Annotated in this window: 14 protein-coding genes and 1 pseudogene; 7 read left to right on the top strand and 8 right to left on the bottom strand. The window is 70.5% G+C overall.

The window, feature by feature from the left end; translation table 11 throughout:
- The first annotated feature begins 88 nt into the window (after window positions 1-88).
- Both ABUW04_RS18070 and ptsP read left to right on the top strand, forming a co-directional pair.
- Window positions 89-373 (top strand): HPr family phosphocarrier protein, encoded by a 285-nt coding sequence (locus tag ABUW04_RS18070; RefSeq protein ID WP_030256936.1) that lies wholly within the window; start codon window positions 89-91, stop codon window positions 371-373.
- Window positions 370-2,022 carry a phosphoenolpyruvate--protein phosphotransferase gene (gene ptsP, locus ABUW04_RS18065; RefSeq protein ID WP_380565724.1) on the top strand — a complete coding sequence of 551 codons (1,653 nt, stop codon included), beginning with the start codon at window positions 370-372 and terminating at the stop codon, window positions 2,020-2,022. Before ABUW04_RS18070 ends, ptsP begins: the two co-directional genes overlap by 4 nt.
- Here the strand turns inward: ptsP and ABUW04_RS18060 are convergent, their stop codons facing one another.
- The 5 genes from ABUW04_RS18060 to ABUW04_RS18040 form a co-directional block, all read right to left on the bottom strand.
- On the bottom strand, window positions 2,023-2,775 hold the full coding sequence (locus tag ABUW04_RS18060) for an alpha/beta fold hydrolase (protein WP_380565723.1): 753 nt from the start codon (window positions 2,773-2,775) through the stop codon (window positions 2,023-2,025). It abuts the gene before it with no gap.
- Window positions 2,776-2,832: 57 nt separating this feature from the next.
- Window positions 2,833-3,402: a VOC family protein gene (locus ABUW04_RS18055; protein ID WP_380565722.1), complete on the bottom strand. Its 570-nt coding sequence runs from the start codon at window positions 3,400-3,402 to the stop codon at window positions 2,833-2,835.
- A 124-nt stretch (window positions 3,403-3,526) separates the two neighbouring features.
- Window positions 3,527-4,903: a PucR family transcriptional regulator gene (locus ABUW04_RS18050; protein ID WP_380565721.1), complete on the bottom strand. Its 1,377-nt coding sequence runs from the start codon at window positions 4,901-4,903 to the stop codon at window positions 3,527-3,529.
- 54 nt (window positions 4,904-4,957) lie between these two features.
- On the bottom strand, window positions 4,958-5,821 hold the full coding sequence (locus ABUW04_RS18045) for a citryl-CoA lyase (protein WP_380565720.1): 864 nt from the start codon (window positions 5,819-5,821) through the stop codon (window positions 4,958-4,960).
- Entirely contained in the window at window positions 5,818-7,107 is a 1,290-nt protein-coding gene (locus tag ABUW04_RS18040; protein WP_380565719.1) for a CaiB/BaiF CoA transferase family protein, read from the bottom strand. Before ABUW04_RS18040 ends, ABUW04_RS18045 begins: the two co-directional genes overlap by 4 nt.
- Before the next feature lie 227 nt (window positions 7,108-7,334).
- Here ABUW04_RS18040 and ABUW04_RS18035 point away from each other — a divergent pair, with 227 nt between their 5' ends.
- Complete coding sequence (locus ABUW04_RS18035) at window positions 7,335-8,147, top strand: IclR family transcriptional regulator domain-containing protein (RefSeq protein WP_380565718.1); 813 nt, start codon at window positions 7,335-7,337, stop codon at window positions 8,145-8,147.
- 79 nt (window positions 8,148-8,226) lie between these two features.
- Here ABUW04_RS18035 and ABUW04_RS18030 read toward each other — a convergent pair whose 3' ends face one another.
- The gene (locus ABUW04_RS18030; protein WP_030256955.1) at window positions 8,227-8,757 is read right to left on the bottom strand and encodes a PaaI family thioesterase; all 531 of its coding nucleotides are present in this window, start codon (window positions 8,755-8,757) and stop codon (window positions 8,227-8,229) included.
- A gap of 114 nt (window positions 8,758-8,871) precedes the next feature.
- Between ABUW04_RS18030 and ABUW04_RS18025 the strand changes: the two genes are divergently transcribed.
- Together ABUW04_RS18025 and ABUW04_RS18020 are read left to right on the top strand one after the other, a co-directional pair.
- Complete coding sequence (locus ABUW04_RS18025; protein ID WP_380565717.1) at window positions 8,872-9,369, top strand: winged helix-turn-helix transcriptional regulator; 498 nt, start codon at window positions 8,872-8,874, stop codon at window positions 9,367-9,369.
- A gap of 457 nt (window positions 9,370-9,826) precedes the next feature.
- Window positions 9,827-10,288, top strand: coding sequence for a hypothetical protein (locus tag ABUW04_RS18020; protein WP_380565716.1), 462 nt, complete (start codon window positions 9,827-9,829; stop codon window positions 10,286-10,288).
- A gap of 70 nt (window positions 10,289-10,358) precedes the next feature.
- Here the strand turns inward: ABUW04_RS18020 and ABUW04_RS18015 are convergent, their stop codons facing one another.
- Window positions 10,359-12,449 (bottom strand): cellulose binding domain-containing protein, encoded by a 2,091-nt coding sequence (locus tag ABUW04_RS18015; protein WP_380565715.1) that lies wholly within the window; start codon window positions 12,447-12,449, stop codon window positions 10,359-10,361.
- Between the two features lie 260 nt (window positions 12,450-12,709).
- Between ABUW04_RS18015 and ABUW04_RS18010 the strand changes: the two are divergent.
- A pseudogene (locus ABUW04_RS18010) lies at window positions 12,710-12,811 on the top strand (HhH-GPD-type base excision DNA repair protein); the annotation flags it as partial.
- Window positions 12,812-12,933: 122 nt separating this feature from the next.
- Window positions 12,934-14,415, top strand: a complete 1,482-nt coding sequence (locus ABUW04_RS18005; RefSeq protein WP_380565714.1) for a recombinase family protein — start codon at window positions 12,934-12,936, stop codon at window positions 14,413-14,415.
- Window positions 14,416-14,723: 308 nt separating this feature from the next.
- Here the strand turns inward: ABUW04_RS18005 and ABUW04_RS18000 are convergent, their stop codons facing one another.
- Window positions 14,724-15,092 (bottom strand): hypothetical protein, encoded by a 369-nt coding sequence (locus ABUW04_RS18000; RefSeq protein ID WP_380565713.1) that lies wholly within the window; start codon window positions 15,090-15,092, stop codon window positions 14,724-14,726.
- Window positions 15,093-15,248 lie beyond the last annotated feature (156 nt).

Here is a 15,248-nt window from a genome sequence, read left to right as displayed (position 1 = left end):
GCATCCGCCCTGACCGACCATCAGCTCCCCACCTGCGATACCACCCGCAGCCCCACCCGTCCCCGGATCTGTCCCTGGAGGGATTCCCATGCCCCAGCGCTCGGTCGCCGTAGGTTCCAGCAGCGGCCTGCACGCCCGCCCCGCCTCCCTGTTCGTCCAGGCCGCCGCCCGGCAGCCGGTGCGGATCAGCGTCGCCCGGGAGGGCGGCACCGCGGTCGACGCGCGCAGCCTGCTCTCGGTGCTCGCCCTCGGTGCGCGCCACGGCGACACCGTGGTGCTCTCCGCCGAGGACGAGGGCCCGCAGGCCGAGCAGGCGCTGGAGGAACTCGCCACCCTGGTCGCCCGTGACTTCGACGCACCGGAGCAGTCGTGACCACGGTGCTGACCGGCATAGCCGTCGGCATCGGCAGTGTCACCGGACCGGTGGCGCGGATGGCGCCGGTGCCGCCGCTGCCCGAACCCCGCACCGTGGTCGACACCGCCGCCGAGGCCGGGGCCACCCTCGCTGCGCTGCGGGACGTCGTCACCGACCTGGAGTCCCGCGCGGCGACGGCCGGAGCCGCCGCGGCCGAGGTCCTCGCGGCGCAGGGCATGATGGCGGCCGACCCGGTACTCGCCGAGCGGGTGGCCGAGTTGATCCGCGGCGGCCGGGACGGCGCGCACGCCCTGGACGCCGCCTTCGGCGAGTTCCGCGCCGCGCTGGAAGCTGCGGGCGGGTACTTCGCCGAACGCGCCGCCGATCTGGACGACCTGCGCAACCGAGCCGTCGCCCGGCTGCTGGGGCTGCCGATGCCGGGACTGCCCGCCCCCGGCCATCCGTTCGTGCTGGTCGCCGAAGACCTCGCACCCGCCGACACCGCGCTGCTCGACCCGGCCCAGGTCCTGGCGCTGGTCACCGAGCGCGGCGGACCGACCAGCCACACCGCCATCCTGGCCAAGGCCCTGGGACTGCCTGCCGTCGTCGGCTGCGGTGACGCGAACACCCTCACCGAAGGGCGTCCGGTCCTGGTCGACGCCGCCGCCGGCACGGTCCGACTCGACCCGGCCCCCGAGGCGGTGGCCTCCGCCGCCGCCCGCGAGCAGCGACGCCGGGAGCGCGCCGGACGCGTCCACGGCCCCGGGCGCACCGCCGACGGCCACCCGGTGAAGCTCCTCGCCAACCTCGGTGCGCTGCAGGAGCTTTCCAGCGCCGCAGCGGCCGACTGCGAGGGCGTGGGCCTGTTCCGCACCGAATTCCTCTATCTGGACCGGGCCGAGGCGCCGGGCCTGGAGGAGCAGACGGCCGCCTACCGTCAGGTCTTCGACGCCTTCGCGGGTCGGCGCGTGGTGGTCCGCACCCTGGACGCGGGGGCCGACAAGCCGCTGCCCTTCGTGAACGCGGGCGATGAGCAGAACCCGGCCCTCGGCATCCGGGGGCTCCGCACGGCGGCCCGCGACCCGGAACTGATCGACACTCAACTCGCGGCTGTGGCAGCGGCAGCGGCCGCCTCCGGTGCCGAGGTCTGGGTGATGGCGCCGATGGTGTCGGTGCCGCGCGAGGCGGCGGACTTCGCGGCGCGGGTCCGCGCCCACGGCCTTCCGGTCGCCGGAGCCATGGTGGAGGTTCCCGCCGCCGCACTGCGCGCCGGCGCCATGGCCGACGCCTGCGACTTCCTCAGCATCGGCACCAACGATCTGGCCCAGTACACCTTCGCTGCCGACCGCACCCTCGGTTCCCTCGCCGCGCTGCTCGACCCCTGGCAGCCCGCGCTGCTGGACCTGGTGCGGATGACGGCAGAGGAGGGCGGACGCCGTGGCCGCCCGGTGGGCGTCTGCGGCGAGGCGGCCGCGGACCCGCTGCTGGCCCTGGTGCTGGTGGGGCTGGGGGTGACCAGCCTGTCGGCGGCCCCGTCCTGTCTGGGCGAGGTGCGCGCCACCCTGTCGGAGCACACCCTGGAGGACTGCCGGGCCCTGGCGGCCCTCGCCCTCGCCGCCGGGGACGCGCAGTCGGCCCGTGCGGCCGTGCTGGACCGCACCGGCTGATCACCAGCCGGGCACCGTACTCCGCCTGGTCCCGGCATCGGCGCGGTCGGTACGGTCATGGTCGGAACCGACGCTCGCAGCCTGCCGGACCAGGACCTCGGTGAGCTCGTCCGGAGCCGAGAAGAAGGGCGAGTGGTCGCAGTCCAGCGCGACCTGCTCCTCGGCCCGCTCGGCGCAGGCGCGCTGCGCCTCCACGCGGACGGTGCGGTCCCGCAGGCACACCACGTACAGGCTGGGGACGGTGCACCAGGCCGGGTCGGCGAGCGGCTGCTCGGGCACCCGGCTCCACATCGGCCGCCAGCGCCGGGCCGCCGACTCCGCCAGGGCGGGCGGCGACCCTGAGTACAGCACCTCCCGGGCGGCCGCGGTCAGGGTGACGGCCCCGTCCGCGCGCACGGACCAGCTCTCGCGGAAGCCCGGGTGGTTCCACTCGGGGGTGAGGGCGGCCGGCGACCGGCCGGGCAGCGGCATCCTGGCTGCCACGAAGACCAGCCGGTCGGCGGCATGGCCGCCGGCGGACACCGGCAGGCCGCCGTAGCTGTGCGCGACCAGCACGACCGGGCCGTGCACCCGCGCGTCAGCGACCGCGTCCCGTACCGCCCGGGTGTCGGCGTCGTAGGAGTCGAGCGGCAGGTCGACGGTGCGAGCGCGCACCCCGGCTCGGTCCAGCCGCTCCAGCACCGGGGTCCAGCACCATCCGTCGTGGTTGGCGCCGTGCACCAGTACCACCGTCGGCGTCGGCGACCTGTGCACGATGTCCTCCCTGTCCCTGTCCCTGTCTCTCCCGCTCCCCGTCCCCCGCCCGCGGGTTCAGCGCCAGTTGTTGTTGCTGTGGTGGTCGCCCTCGATCCAGGACTTCAGCTCGGCCCTGGCCGACGCCCGTCGGGCCTCGGCCGAGTCCTCGACACCGGGCGCGTCCAGGGTGAACTCCAGCAGCAGACCGTTGGGGTCCTCCGTGTAGAGCGAGCGGCAGTAGCCGTGCTCGAGCACATAGGTCTGCTCCGGCTTCCAGTCGGCGGCCTTCAGCCGGGCGGCTATCGCGTCCTGGGTCTCCTCGCTGACCTTCAACGCTATGTGCTGGAACGGGGAGTGCGGCATCTCCGGACCGAACTGCTCCTGGTCCGCCGGGTCGACGAACTGGAAGAAGGCGAGCGCACCGCCGTCACCGAGCCCGTAGAAGGTGTGGCAGTAGGTGCGCACCGCGCCGAAGAGCTCGTCGCTCTCCTTCCACGTCGCTGTCAGCGGCAGGCCGATGACCTCCTCGTAGAACGCACGGGTCGCCTCCTGGTCCTTGGTGACATAGGCGGTGTGGTGCAGACGCGAGGGGAGGGCGGCCTGCTCGGGCGAGGCCTGCCGGCTGCTGTCGAGGGTCTCGGTCATGATTCGCTCCTCGGTGGTGTCAGTACGTTTCCGAGAAGTGAACACCAGGGCACGGGGCCACCTCTCGGGCTGCGCGGCCAAGCCGGACACCCGGGTTTGGCCCGGTGGACCAGTCTGCGGCTGATCACCGCCGGCGCGGGGTGGCGGGCTCCTCGCGCAACACGGCCGAGCCTACGACATGAGCCACCGTCAGGGCGGCCTGCACTTCCAGATGACGATCAGCAACGCCGTGCCCGAGCAACTGCTCCGCCCGCTTGACCCGGTAGGTGACGGTGTTGCGGGCGACGTGCATCCGCGCGGCGGCCTTCAGCAGGCTGCGTTCCGCCTGCAGATAGTGGCGCAGCGTCTCGCGCAGTTCCTCGGCGTGCGGGGTGTCGTCCGCCAGCGGCCCCAACTCGCGCTGAACGAAGCGCCGGGCCCGGTCGAGGTCGCCGGTGAGCAGGGACGCCAGCTCGACGTCGCGGTAGTGCGTGACGCCGGACCGGGGCCGGCTGCTCAGCCGGGCGGTCCGTTCGGCGAGGACGGCCTCCTCATGGCTCCGGCGGAAGCCGTCGAGTCCGCTCGCCGGCGATCCGCAGGCCATCTGCACGGAGGGGTGCCCTTCGGGATCCGCTGCGGCGTCCGCCACGGGATCCTCCGCGGGGCTCGCTGCGGGGTTCGCTGCGGTGTTCCCCTGGGCGGTACGGGCTCCCCATGCCCACAGTCCGGTGCGCCCGATCGGCACCACCAGGGTCGTGACACAGCGCCGGGCTCTCAGGAACTCCACAGCAGCCCGCTGGAGTTCGGAGGCCTCGGCACCCGTGGCGGGATGGCACCAGGCGGTCAGGGCGAGGTGCTCGCGCCGCAGGTCGTAGTCGAGGGTCCGGCTCGCGGTTCCGATGTCGACCGGGGACTCCTCCAGGATCGAGCGGACCGTCTCCTCCCGCGCCGCCGCACTGCTGGTGACCCAGCGGTCGCGCTCGGCCAGGTACTCCTCGGCCATGCCGGAGGAGAAGCCGTCGATGAACTCGAACAGGGTCTCCGAGACGCGCTTCATCTGCGCCGACCGGTCGGCCTCGGCCACGGTCGCCTCGCAGGCTGCCATGAAGGCCCGGGCCATGGCGGCATGGCCGAGGTGGATCCCTCGCAGCACCTTGTCCAACGGCACTCCGCGCCGGACGAAATCGCGGTCGCCCAGCAGGGCCTCGTCGGTGAGCGGGCTGGTGGCGCCGTCGGCGACCAGGGTCACCAGCGCGCGCAGGGCCACTGACTCGGTGCCCATCCGCAGTGTCTCGAACGGTCCTTCCCCACCGCCCAGTTCGGGGACGGCGGCGATCACCGCCGTCGCCATGTCATGACCGACCTCGACCGCCCAGGCGACTGCGCCGGGGCCGACCGCAGCGGTCGCCTCGGCGAGGACGGCGGCCCCGCTGGCCGGGCCGAGCCCCGCTCCGGCCCGGGTAGGGCGAAGGCTGCGGGGCCAGCCGCGGGCCGCATCGAGCCCGTCGTCGGATCCGTTCACTGCTCCCACCTCGATCCCCTGACGCTCAGCCCGGGAACGGGACGGCCGCGGTGCTCACGCGGTCTCCGTGCTCTCTGAGCCCTCTGAGCCCTCTGAGCCCTCTGAGCCCTCAGGGGAAACGTAACGGGCATTGCGGTCCACGGCCATGTAGACGTCGTTGGCGATGGGCCGGCGCAGCTCCTCGGCGAGGTGCCCGAGCAGGCCGGCGGCGCGGGCCAGCAGGGCGAAGCCGCGCAGCAGCTCCACCGGCAGGCCGAGGTCGGCGAGCGCCGCCCCGCAGACGCCCGCCCCGTTCAGCGGCAGCCGGCGGCCCAGGACCTCCGGGTGGACCCGGCCGACTGCCTCGAACAGGCGCAGGTGCGGGCCGCGCAGCCGCTCCTCCTCGGCGATGGCGATGATGACCGGCGTACGCGGGTCCTGCTCCTTGTGGACGGGATGGCCCAGGCCCGGGACGATCCGGCGTTCCGCGCGGTAACGGCCGACGGCCCGGCGGGCCAGCTCGTCGAACTCCTCGTCGGTCCGGGGAGCCTGCTCGGCGGCGGCCAGTACCTCGGCGAGGAAGCGTCCGGTGTCCTCGGTGACGCCGAGAAAGCGGGAGCCTCCCCCCAGCAGGCCGGCCGCGAGCGCTCCCTGGATCGCGTCGGGAGCACTGAGAAAGGTGAGCCTGGCGGCGATGGCGGTCGGGGTGAACCCGTGGTCGGCGAGGGCGACCAGCACGGACTCGAAGACCCGGGTCTCCCCGGGCGTCGGGCGGCGCAGGGTCGCCAGCCAGAAGGCGAGCTCGCCGAAGCCGACCCTGCCCAGCAGGTCCTGGGAGAGGTCCTGGCCGAGCAGCCGGATCGTGGTCGGGTCGGAGGTTCCGAGCGAGGTCGGGAAGTCCAGCGCGGAGCTTCCGGGGACGGGGAGGGAGGCGGTCATCGGTCGGCTCCTTGTGCCTGCTGCGGGTCGGGCGTGGGGGCTGGGGTGGCGGCGGGGTAGTTCCGGGGGTGACTGTGGGTGTCCGGCTGCGGCACGGCCAGCCACGCCTTGATCTCGTCGGTGTGCTCGCCGAGGGCCGGCGCCGGCAGCAGGTGCTGCGGCGGGGTCTCCGAGAAGGTGATCGGGTTGCGGATCACCGGAACGGCTCCGTCGCCCTCCCCGACCGTCACCACCGGGTGCAGGCCGAGGTCGCGGGCGAGCTCGACGCCTCCCGCGACCGTGTTGATGGGACCGCAGGCCACCCCGGCCTGCGAGAGCAGCCGGAACCACTCGTCCGCGGGCTTCAGCGCCAGGCGGTCGACCAGCAGCGGGCGCAGCAGCTCCCGGTTGGCGGTGCGGTCCTCGGTGCGACGGAAGCGGTCGTCGTCGGCCAGCTCCGGGACGCCGAGCGCGCCGCAGAGCTTGCGGAACTGGCCGTCGTTCCCGGCGGTGACGATGAGGTCCTTGTCCGCGGTGGGCAGCGGCTCGTACGGGAACAGGCTCGGGTGGGCGTTGCCCATCCGGCTCGGCACCACGCCGCCCGCGACATAGGCGGAGGTGTGGTTGACCAGCGCGGACAGGGCCGAGGAGAGCAGGTTCACCTCGATCTGCTGCCCCTGACCGGTGGCGGTGCGGTGGTGCACGGCGGCGAGGATGCCGATCGTGGCGTGCAACCCGGTCATCACGTCGAAGACCGAGATCCCGGCCCGGTAGCCGGGACCCTCGGGGTCCCCGGTCAGGCTCATCAGGCCGGAGACCGCCTGGACGATGAGGTCGTAGCCGGGCAGGCCGGCTCCCCCGCTGGTACCGAACCCGCTGATCGAGCAGTAGACGACGGACTCGTTGCGGCTCCGGACGGTGTCGTAGTCGAGACCGAAGCGCAGCAGGCCACCGGGCTTGAAGTTCTCTATGACCACGTCCGCACGGGCCGCGAGCTCCTGCGCGGCGGCCAGGTCGTCGGAGTCCTTGAAGTCCAGCACGACCGAGCGCTTGTTGCGGTTGACGGCCAGGTAGTACGTCGACACGTCCTCCCGCACCGGCGGCTTCCAGCTGCGGGTGTCGTCCCCGCCGGGGCCCTCCACCTTGATCACGGTGGCCCCCAGGTCCGCCAGCAGCATCGTGCTGTACGGGCCTGCCAGGACTCGGGAGAAGTCCGCTATCAGCAGCCCCTCCAGCGGTCGCGCCGCTCCGGTCGGTGGCTGGGCGCTCTGCTGCCGGCCGCTCGCCTGCTGCGGGTGGGTGGACATGGTCGCTTCCTCTCCTTGCCGAGCGATGTCCGCAGAACGGACACTCGTCCGCTTGATCCTGCGCGCTGTCCCCAGTGACTGTCAAGGCGCTCCCCACCCCTGGCGACCGTGGTAAATCCGCCGCCCTCCCCGGCCCGACGGTCCTGATGGATGGATGTCCGCCTCGCGGACAACGGCGGCTATCCTGCACAGGAGGGCAGCGGAGAACGATCGTGAGGAGGTCCGTGATGCCACGTGAGGGAACAGGTCCCGACTTCATCGAGGCACTGGCACGCGGCCTGGAGGTGATCGCGGCGTTCCGGCCGCACCGTCCCGCGATGACGCTCGCCGAAGTGTCCACCGCCACCGGGCTGGCCCGTCCCACCGCCCGGCGGATCCTGCTCACCCTGGAGGAGCTCGGGTACGTGCGGGCGGCCGAGCGCGGCTACTCGCTGACCCCCCGGGTCCTCGAACTCGGCATGGCGTACGTGCACTCGATGGGACTGTGGGAGGTGGCCCGGCCGCACCTGGAGCGGCTCGTGGCCCGTACCGACGAGTCCTGCTCGATCGCCCAGCTCGACGGCTCGGACATCGTCTATGTGGCCCGGGTGTCGGTCCCGAAGATCGTGTCACTGGCGGTGCAGATCGGCACCCGCTTCCCGGCGCTCGCCACCTCACTGGGAAAGGTGCAGCTCGCAGCACTGCCACCGGACGAGCTGGACGCGGTATTGGCGGAGCCGACCCGCTCCGGCCTGGTTCCCCGCTGGCAGCCCGACCGGACCGAACGCGACGCCGAGCTGAGGGACGTGCGGGCCCGCGGCTGGGCGCTGACGGACGAGCAACTCACCCTCGGCATCCGGTCGGTGGCGGCTCCGCTGCGGGACGGATCGGGGCGGGTCATCGCCGGGATCAACGTCAACTGCCACTCGGCGGAGACGACAGTGGAGCGCCTGCTGGAGCACCATCTGCCGCTGCTGCTGCAGGCCGCGGGCGATATCAGCGCCGACTTCGCCCGACTCCAGGACGTACCGCACACCAGCGCCACCGCCGGAACCCGCTGAGCCGGGTGCCGGGTGCCGGACATCGGACGCCGAACCTCGGGCGGACACTCGTCCGCGATGCGGACAGCAGGCATCTCTCTCAGTCGCCGGGGCGCATGATCAGGCAGCTGCTGGTCGCCGTCGCGCAGACCTTGCCCGCCGCGTCCAGCAGTCGCGCCTCGGCCAGCGCGGTACGGCGGCCGAGGTGGACCACCGAGCCCACCGCGGTGATCGTGCCGGTGGCGACGGAGACCGGGCGCAGGAACTTCACCGAGAGGTCGAGGCTGGTGTAGAAGACGCCGACCGGAAGCCGGGTGTGCACGGCACAGCCGCAGGCCGAGTCCAGCAGGGTGGCGAACACCCCACCGTGCACCGAGCCGATCGGGTTGTAGTGGAACTCCTTGGGCGTGAGCCGGAACTCGACACGCCCCTCCTCGAAGGAGACGCCGTCGAAGTCCAGGGTGTTCAGGATCGGCGGGGGCGGGACCAGACCCTTCGCCATCGCCTCGAAGAACTCCATCCCGCTGAGACCGGCCGCGATCCCGGCCGTCTCCATCGGATCGGACCAGCTGTACGCGCGCTCGCGGACCGTCTGCGACGTCTGTGCCTGCTCGGTACCGGTGTCGGTCATCGTCGTGGCCCCTCGTTCGTCCGCTCGGCGTTCGGGCTACGCCCCGTTCGGGCTGCACGCCCACGCTAGGCCAGCTGAGTTCTCTTTAGCAACTCAGCTCGGTAGAATGCCGCTATGAGCAACAGCACAGGGTGGGCCATCCCGGAGTACAGCGCCTTCGACAGCGAGACCTGCTCGATCGCGCGCACCCTGGCGCTGGTCGGCGACCGCTGGACGCTGCTGGTACTGCGCGACCTGGCGAACGGCGTCAACCGCTTCGACGACCTGACCACACACCTCGGCATCGCCCGCAATGTGCTCTCCAAGCGGCTCGCGGCGCTGGTCGATGCGGAGTTGGCGGTCCGCACCGGCTACCGGACCGAGGGCTCCCGCGAGCGGTACGAGTACCGACTCAGCCGCGCGGGGCGCGAGTTGATGCCGATCCTGCTCGCCTTCATGGGCTGGGGCGACCGCCACCTCGCCGGCCCGCAGGGCCCCCCGGCCCTCCCGGTCCACGCCGACTGCGGCGCCCCGGTACGGGTGGCGGTGACCTGCGAAGCAGGACACGACCTCGGCGAGCGCCCCCGGGTACGGGTACAGCCCGGCCCGGGCAGCCGCCGACGCGAGGGGTGACCGGTCGGGGGCCGAAGAAACGTCCCTCCCGGCTGCACAGCCCGGGTTTTGGGGTCACTGACCCTACGTTGGGGCCACTGGCCCGACATACACTGACCGTTATGTCTTATATGTCCGATATAAGGGTGGCGCCGACCTGACGGTGCGACACCTCGGGTGCGGCAGACCGCCCCAGCCCGAGTTGGGACAGATGGGGCTGGTGTGACAGGTGATGCGTCGCCGTCGCCCGAATGGTTCACGCCGGTGGCGCTATCGGGTGACGATCGCAGGCTGGTCATGGGAGGCCGCGCAACCGCGGGCTCCGGGCCAGGCGGTTGGTTAGCCCCAACTGCCAAGCGGGGCAGAGGACTCCGCCAGGCGAACGATCAGGTGACCAGCCCTGACTTCCCGTCAACCGTTCCAGCCGCCCCGTGCGGCCCATCCCGACCAGCAGCACCATCCACATCAGGAGGCACCTGTGGCACGCGCCATTTCCGCCAACGCCATCGCCAGCGCCAACGCTCAGGCGAACGCCGGCACCCAGGCGAACGCCGACGAAGAAGACTACGAACTCCATGCCCAAGGCGGTCCCGACGCGGCCCAGGCTCCCCGCAGCGATGCCGGACGGCTGCTGCGCACCGTCGCGCTGCAGCGACCGGTCCCGGAGCTGCTGCAGCTGGTGACGCTGCTCAGCGCGGCGAACCAGCGCGTCCACGCCCAGGAGATCCTCACCACCGCGGCGACGTTGCGGCCGGTGGTGGATGTCGCCGCCATGGTCCCGCTGCTGATGGGACCCCAGGCGGCCAGCACGCTGAACGCCGTGGCCCAGCGGCCGGTGGAGGAGCTCGCCGAGCTGGTCGAGCACCTGGACACGTCCACACCGGTTCCCCCGGCTCCCCCGGAGCCCGACCAACCCGGCCGCTGGAAGCTGCTCCGCTGAGGCACGGGCACAGCCGGCGAGGGCCCCGCGGTCTCGCAGGGGCCCTCGCCGGCGGCATGCCGGGCCTCCCTCAGGAGGTGTACGTGGTGGTGCAGACCGTCCCGTTGAGGCTGATCGCCGTGGGCGGGCCGTAGGCGCCGGTGTTGCTGCCGACGAAGCCGACGGTGGTGGAGTTGCCGGAGTACGGGGCCAGTTGGGCGTTGCTGTCCAGGCTGGTGACCCGGACGCTCGTTCCGGTCGACGTCCAGTTGCCGTTCCAGCCCGAGCTGACGCTCTCCCCGGCGTCCGGGAAGCTGAAGTTCAGCGTCCAACCGTCGATCGCGGCCGGGCCGGTGTCGGTGACGGTGATGTTGGCGACCCAGCCGCTGCCCCAGCCGTCGGAGAACTGGTACGACGCGGCGCAGGTGCTGCTGCTGGGCGTGCCGGTGGTGAAGGTCAGCGGCGCCGAGGGCTGGGAGAGATGCCCCGCCTGGTCCGTGGCCAGCACGTTCACCGTGTAGGAGGTCCCCGGCACCAGGTTGTGCAGGGTCGCTCCGGTCGAGGTGGACTCGGCCAGCAGCTCGCTGACGGTGCCGACCTGCCGGTACACCCCGTAGCGGGTCACCGCGCCGCCGCTGGAGGCGGGCCAGTTGACGGTCGCCGAGGTGTCGGTGACGGCGCTGACCGTGGGAGCCCCCGGCGCGGTGAGCGCGGTGGCGTTCTGGCCGGACGGCGTCAGCACGACCGTCTCGATCGAGTACGGCGGCAGCGTCTGCGTCGAACTGCTGCCCTGCGCCGCGCTGGTGATCGCGGTTCCCTCGTCGGCGTAGCTGTAGACGGTGGGCGTGGCCGTGCTCGGGCTGTAGCCGGTGTAGTGCAGGTTCACCGTGTAGGTGTGGTCCGGGTCCTTGTTGACCAGGTCCACGGCGAGGTCGCCGTTGGCCTGCCGGACCGCGTGCGCGGCCACCAGTTGCTGGTCGGTGCTGGCCCGGACCAGGGTGTCGCCCGGGCGGCCCACCTTGCTCAGCATGCTGAGCGCGAAGTAGGTCGGGAACGGCGTGTTCATCGCCGGTTCGCAGGTCGTGCCGACGCAGCCGCCGCTGGACAGGATCCCGTAGTCGCCGTAGTCCGTCGCCCCGTCCGGTGCGGTGCCGACGGCGGTGGCGCCGTTGTGGGTGTCCCACCAGTCCGCGGTGAAGACGCCGTCCTCCAGCGCGGTGAAGTAGGCGTCGGCCCCGAACAGCGCGTCCGGCTGGGTGTCCTCGTACTGGTTGGAGTTGATCTCGGTGAGCGCCACCTGGAGGTTGGCCGCGTTGGCGCCGGCGTACTGGTCGATCTCCTGCCGCAGCTGCGCCAACTCGCCGGTCAGCTGGGCCGGTTCGGCGAGCATGGTGGCGGCGCCCTGCCCGCCGGGGTACCAGTGCACGATGACGAAGTCGACCGCGCTGCCGGCGATGGAGAGCACGGTGCGGTTCCAGTCGGCGGCGTCGCCCGCGGCCAGCACCCCGTCCGGCCAGTTGCCGGGCAGCGTGAGCACGGCGCCGATCTTGATGCTGGGGTCGACGGCCTTCATCGCCGAGGCGTACTGGACCACGTTGTCCGCGTAGGCGGTCGGGCTCTTGTCGGTGTGGGTGTCGGTCTCCCAGCCGCTGCCGTAGTAGCCGTTGCCGTAGATCTCGTTGCCGATCTCCCAGTACTTGGCGCCGTAGCCCTTGGTGATGTTCGCGTAGCGGACCCAGTCGGCCGCCTCCTGGGGTGTCCCGGAGCCGTAGTCGGCGATCAGCATCGGCTGGGCGCCGATCGTCTTCACCGTGCCCATGAACGCGTCGAAGTCCGTGCCCGGCGCGACGTAGCCGCCGGGGGCGGTGTTGGTCTGCCAGTGGTAGATGTCGCCGTAGGAGCCGCCGGGGTAGCGCAGCACGCCGACCCCGGCCTGACCCAGCAGCCCGGCCACCGCCGGGGTGTTCATCTGGGCGTCCCATACCGCGCTGTTGAGGCCGTAGGCGGTGGCCGGGATGGTGCCCAGCCCCTCCTGGGCGTTGACGGTGACGTCGACGGCGGGCCCGGAGGCCTCGGCGTGGGCGCTGGGCGCGGTCGCGGCGAACGCCGCGGCCAGGGCCGCTGCGCAGGCCGCTGCGGCGCGTCCCAGCCGCGAGCGGGCCGATCGGTTTGCAACTCTCATGCGGTCCGGTCTCCCCCTTTGGAGTCGGTGCGCCGGGCGCACCGCGGATGCCACGGGCTCCGCATCGTGACAGCTGCCGGTAAGTGTCGTCAAAGGGTTGTGAAACTTACATGGCCGCCGCCCCGGCAATCTGACGTATCACCAGTTCAGGGGTGGCGAACGTGCCCGCCGGTCGCTGCGCGCGGACAATGGACCGGAAGGTCACCGGACCATCGACCGTCCGCCGAACGAACCGAACGAACCGAACGAAGGAGCACGCGATGGCGACCGCCCTCCGCCTCGCCCAGAACGAGGAGGCCGACGCGCTGCTCAGCCGCAGCCCGCTGGCCGCGCTGATCGGCATGCTGCTGGACCAGCACATTTGATTACGAGGTGATCAATGTTACTATGAGTAACAGGAGATCACCGAGTGCAATAATCGAACATCCTTGCCGACGCCCGCCGTGGCGACCTGACCGGCCTTCACTTCGCCGGACTGGTTCGATTGTCCTTCGAGATCCACCCCGACCGTGAGCGCCCCGAAGTCCCTTTCAGCGGGACGGACATCAATAACCGGGAAGAGCAAGAGAAGCTCTGTCGCGAGTATGTCGAACAGCGCGGCGGAGTCTACGTCGGCACCTACGACGAACCTGACACCTCGGCCTGGAAGAAGAAGCGAGTCAGGCAACCTGACGGTAGCCACGCCTACCGCGTGGTGCGCCCGGTCTTCGAGGGGATGCTCAAGGATCTGAAGAACGGTCAGACCCCGGCCACGTACTTCACGCCGGTAGACGGCCTCTCCGCCACGACTGAGATCGACGGCTCCATCGTCTATGACATTGACCGGTTGACCCGAGACAACCGGCATCTCGAAGACGCCATCGAGACGGTTGAACACTTCCATCGCCCGATCATCGACATCACGGGCACGCTCGACCTTCTGACCGAGAACGGCCGCGACATGGCCCGTGTCATGGTGACCATGGCGGGCAAGCAGTCCAGCGCGACTTCTCGCCGCGTCCGCAATATCCATCGCGCAATGGCCCGCGAAGGCATCCCTGTCAGTGGTAGTCGCCCCTTCGGGTGGATGGCAGACAAGCGCACCGCCGACCCAGAAGAAGCCAAGTACATCCGCGACGCAGCCTGCAGCCTACTCGACGGCGTTCCGGCCTACCGACTGCTGAAGCAGTGGGAAGAGCAGAACGTGCGCACTCCCAAAGGCAACTACTGGGTGCGGGCGACCTTCATCCACATGATGATCTCGCCGCGCCTCGTGGGCTGGCGGGTCTACGGTGGACCAGCGGTGCCACTCCCCGAGCGCTACTACCGCGACGCCGAGGGCAACCCAGTCAAGGGCCAATACGACAGCATCTTGGACGAGAGGACCTGGCGCAACGTCGTGAACCTCTTGGCCGGCCCGGACCGTCCGGGAGCTAGCCGCTATGTCGGCAACCTCAAGTACCTCTGCTCGGGCCATCTTCGGTGCGGCAACTGCGGCAGCAGGCTGCGCGGCAACGCCAAGCCCAAGGGAGCGCACGAGTACGTCTGTGATACCTGCCATAAAGTGACCGGCGCCGGGAAAGCCATTGACAAGCTCATTACGGAGCTGGTGCTTGCCCGGCTAGCGCAACAGGAAGTCATTATCGAGGCTGCACCATGGCCCAACGAAGATGAACTCAAAGCACACGAGGCCACCAAGGCGAGTTTACTCGACCAGTTCAAGGAGAACCCAGACATGGGTTCCTACATCTGGCCGGAAGTACGCAAGGTCGAGCAGACCATTGCCCAGCTCTCCAAGGAACGTCGTTCTTACCTGCGTAAGACCGCACGGCCAAGCGAATTGGACATCGTGGAGCGCTGGCCGAGCTTGGAGCTGGAACAGCAACGCGACATCCTCGACGAGAACTTCGAGGCGATCATCCTGAATCCGGCCACCAAGCGGGGGCCGAAGTTCGACTCATCTAGGCTCCAGGTGGTTTACCGCTGATAATCTCGGCGATCCGCTTGAGCTGAGTGGGTTGGAGTGCAGGCGCTACGGCGAGCTGTGCTTCAACCCACTTCTTCGCCTCTGCTTCATCGAGCTGCGGATTGTAACGAGCGCATGACTGATGCACTAGACCGCGCTGTCGTTACGCAATTCTTAAAGCATCAACGAGCGCAGGAAGAACCTGCTTGGGAAGTCGATGCAGAGAACTTCGATCCCGAGGACACGAGGATGTTCCACGAAGCAATGGATCTGAAACATAGGTCTCAGGGGCGTCATCGTAGAAGCGCTTGAACAGTCTTTTGGAGGGCTTACCGAGCCCAGTACTCGTGGCACTTGGCTACCTGGCGCCACCAGAACTCTTCGCGAGCCATGGCGTTCGATCCCGTGCTGAGGCCGAGCTGCTCGGCCGCCTGGTAGAAGCCCGGCCCAGGTCCACTCTTGTCCTTGTAGACAACGAGCGAGCTAAGAAGCGGGAGACCCTCGGCACGGCACTGCCCCCCGATCTCACCGAGCATGGCCGCGAGCGCATGTGACTGGGCGCCGTCGATCTCGGGGACACCCCGGACAAGATCGCTGTAGGCGATTAGATCCCTCCGTCGCGCGACCTCGATGATCGCGTCCTTCAACTGGTCCCGGACCCGATCCCAGTCCTCGTCTTCAACTTCCCAGCGCGACATGGACGCTCCTTCACCTGAGCAACGGTGTTCCCTGGAGAGAGAAGGAAGCTATCAGCGACGGTAGCCCGTCGCAGAGCTTCGGCCAACTACCGCGGCGCCGGCCACGCACTCGTGGGCAGGCCTACCTACCGTGCCGACCTTGCCTTCCCACTACGG

Origin of the sequence: Streptacidiphilus jeojiensis (assembly GCF_042510965.1) — a bacterium.
Lineage (GTDB): Bacteria > Actinomycetota > Actinomycetes > Streptomycetales > Streptomycetaceae > Streptacidiphilus > Streptacidiphilus jeojiensis.
Note: the sequence above shows the minus strand (reverse complement) of the source record. Positions and strands in the feature narration are given on the sequence as shown.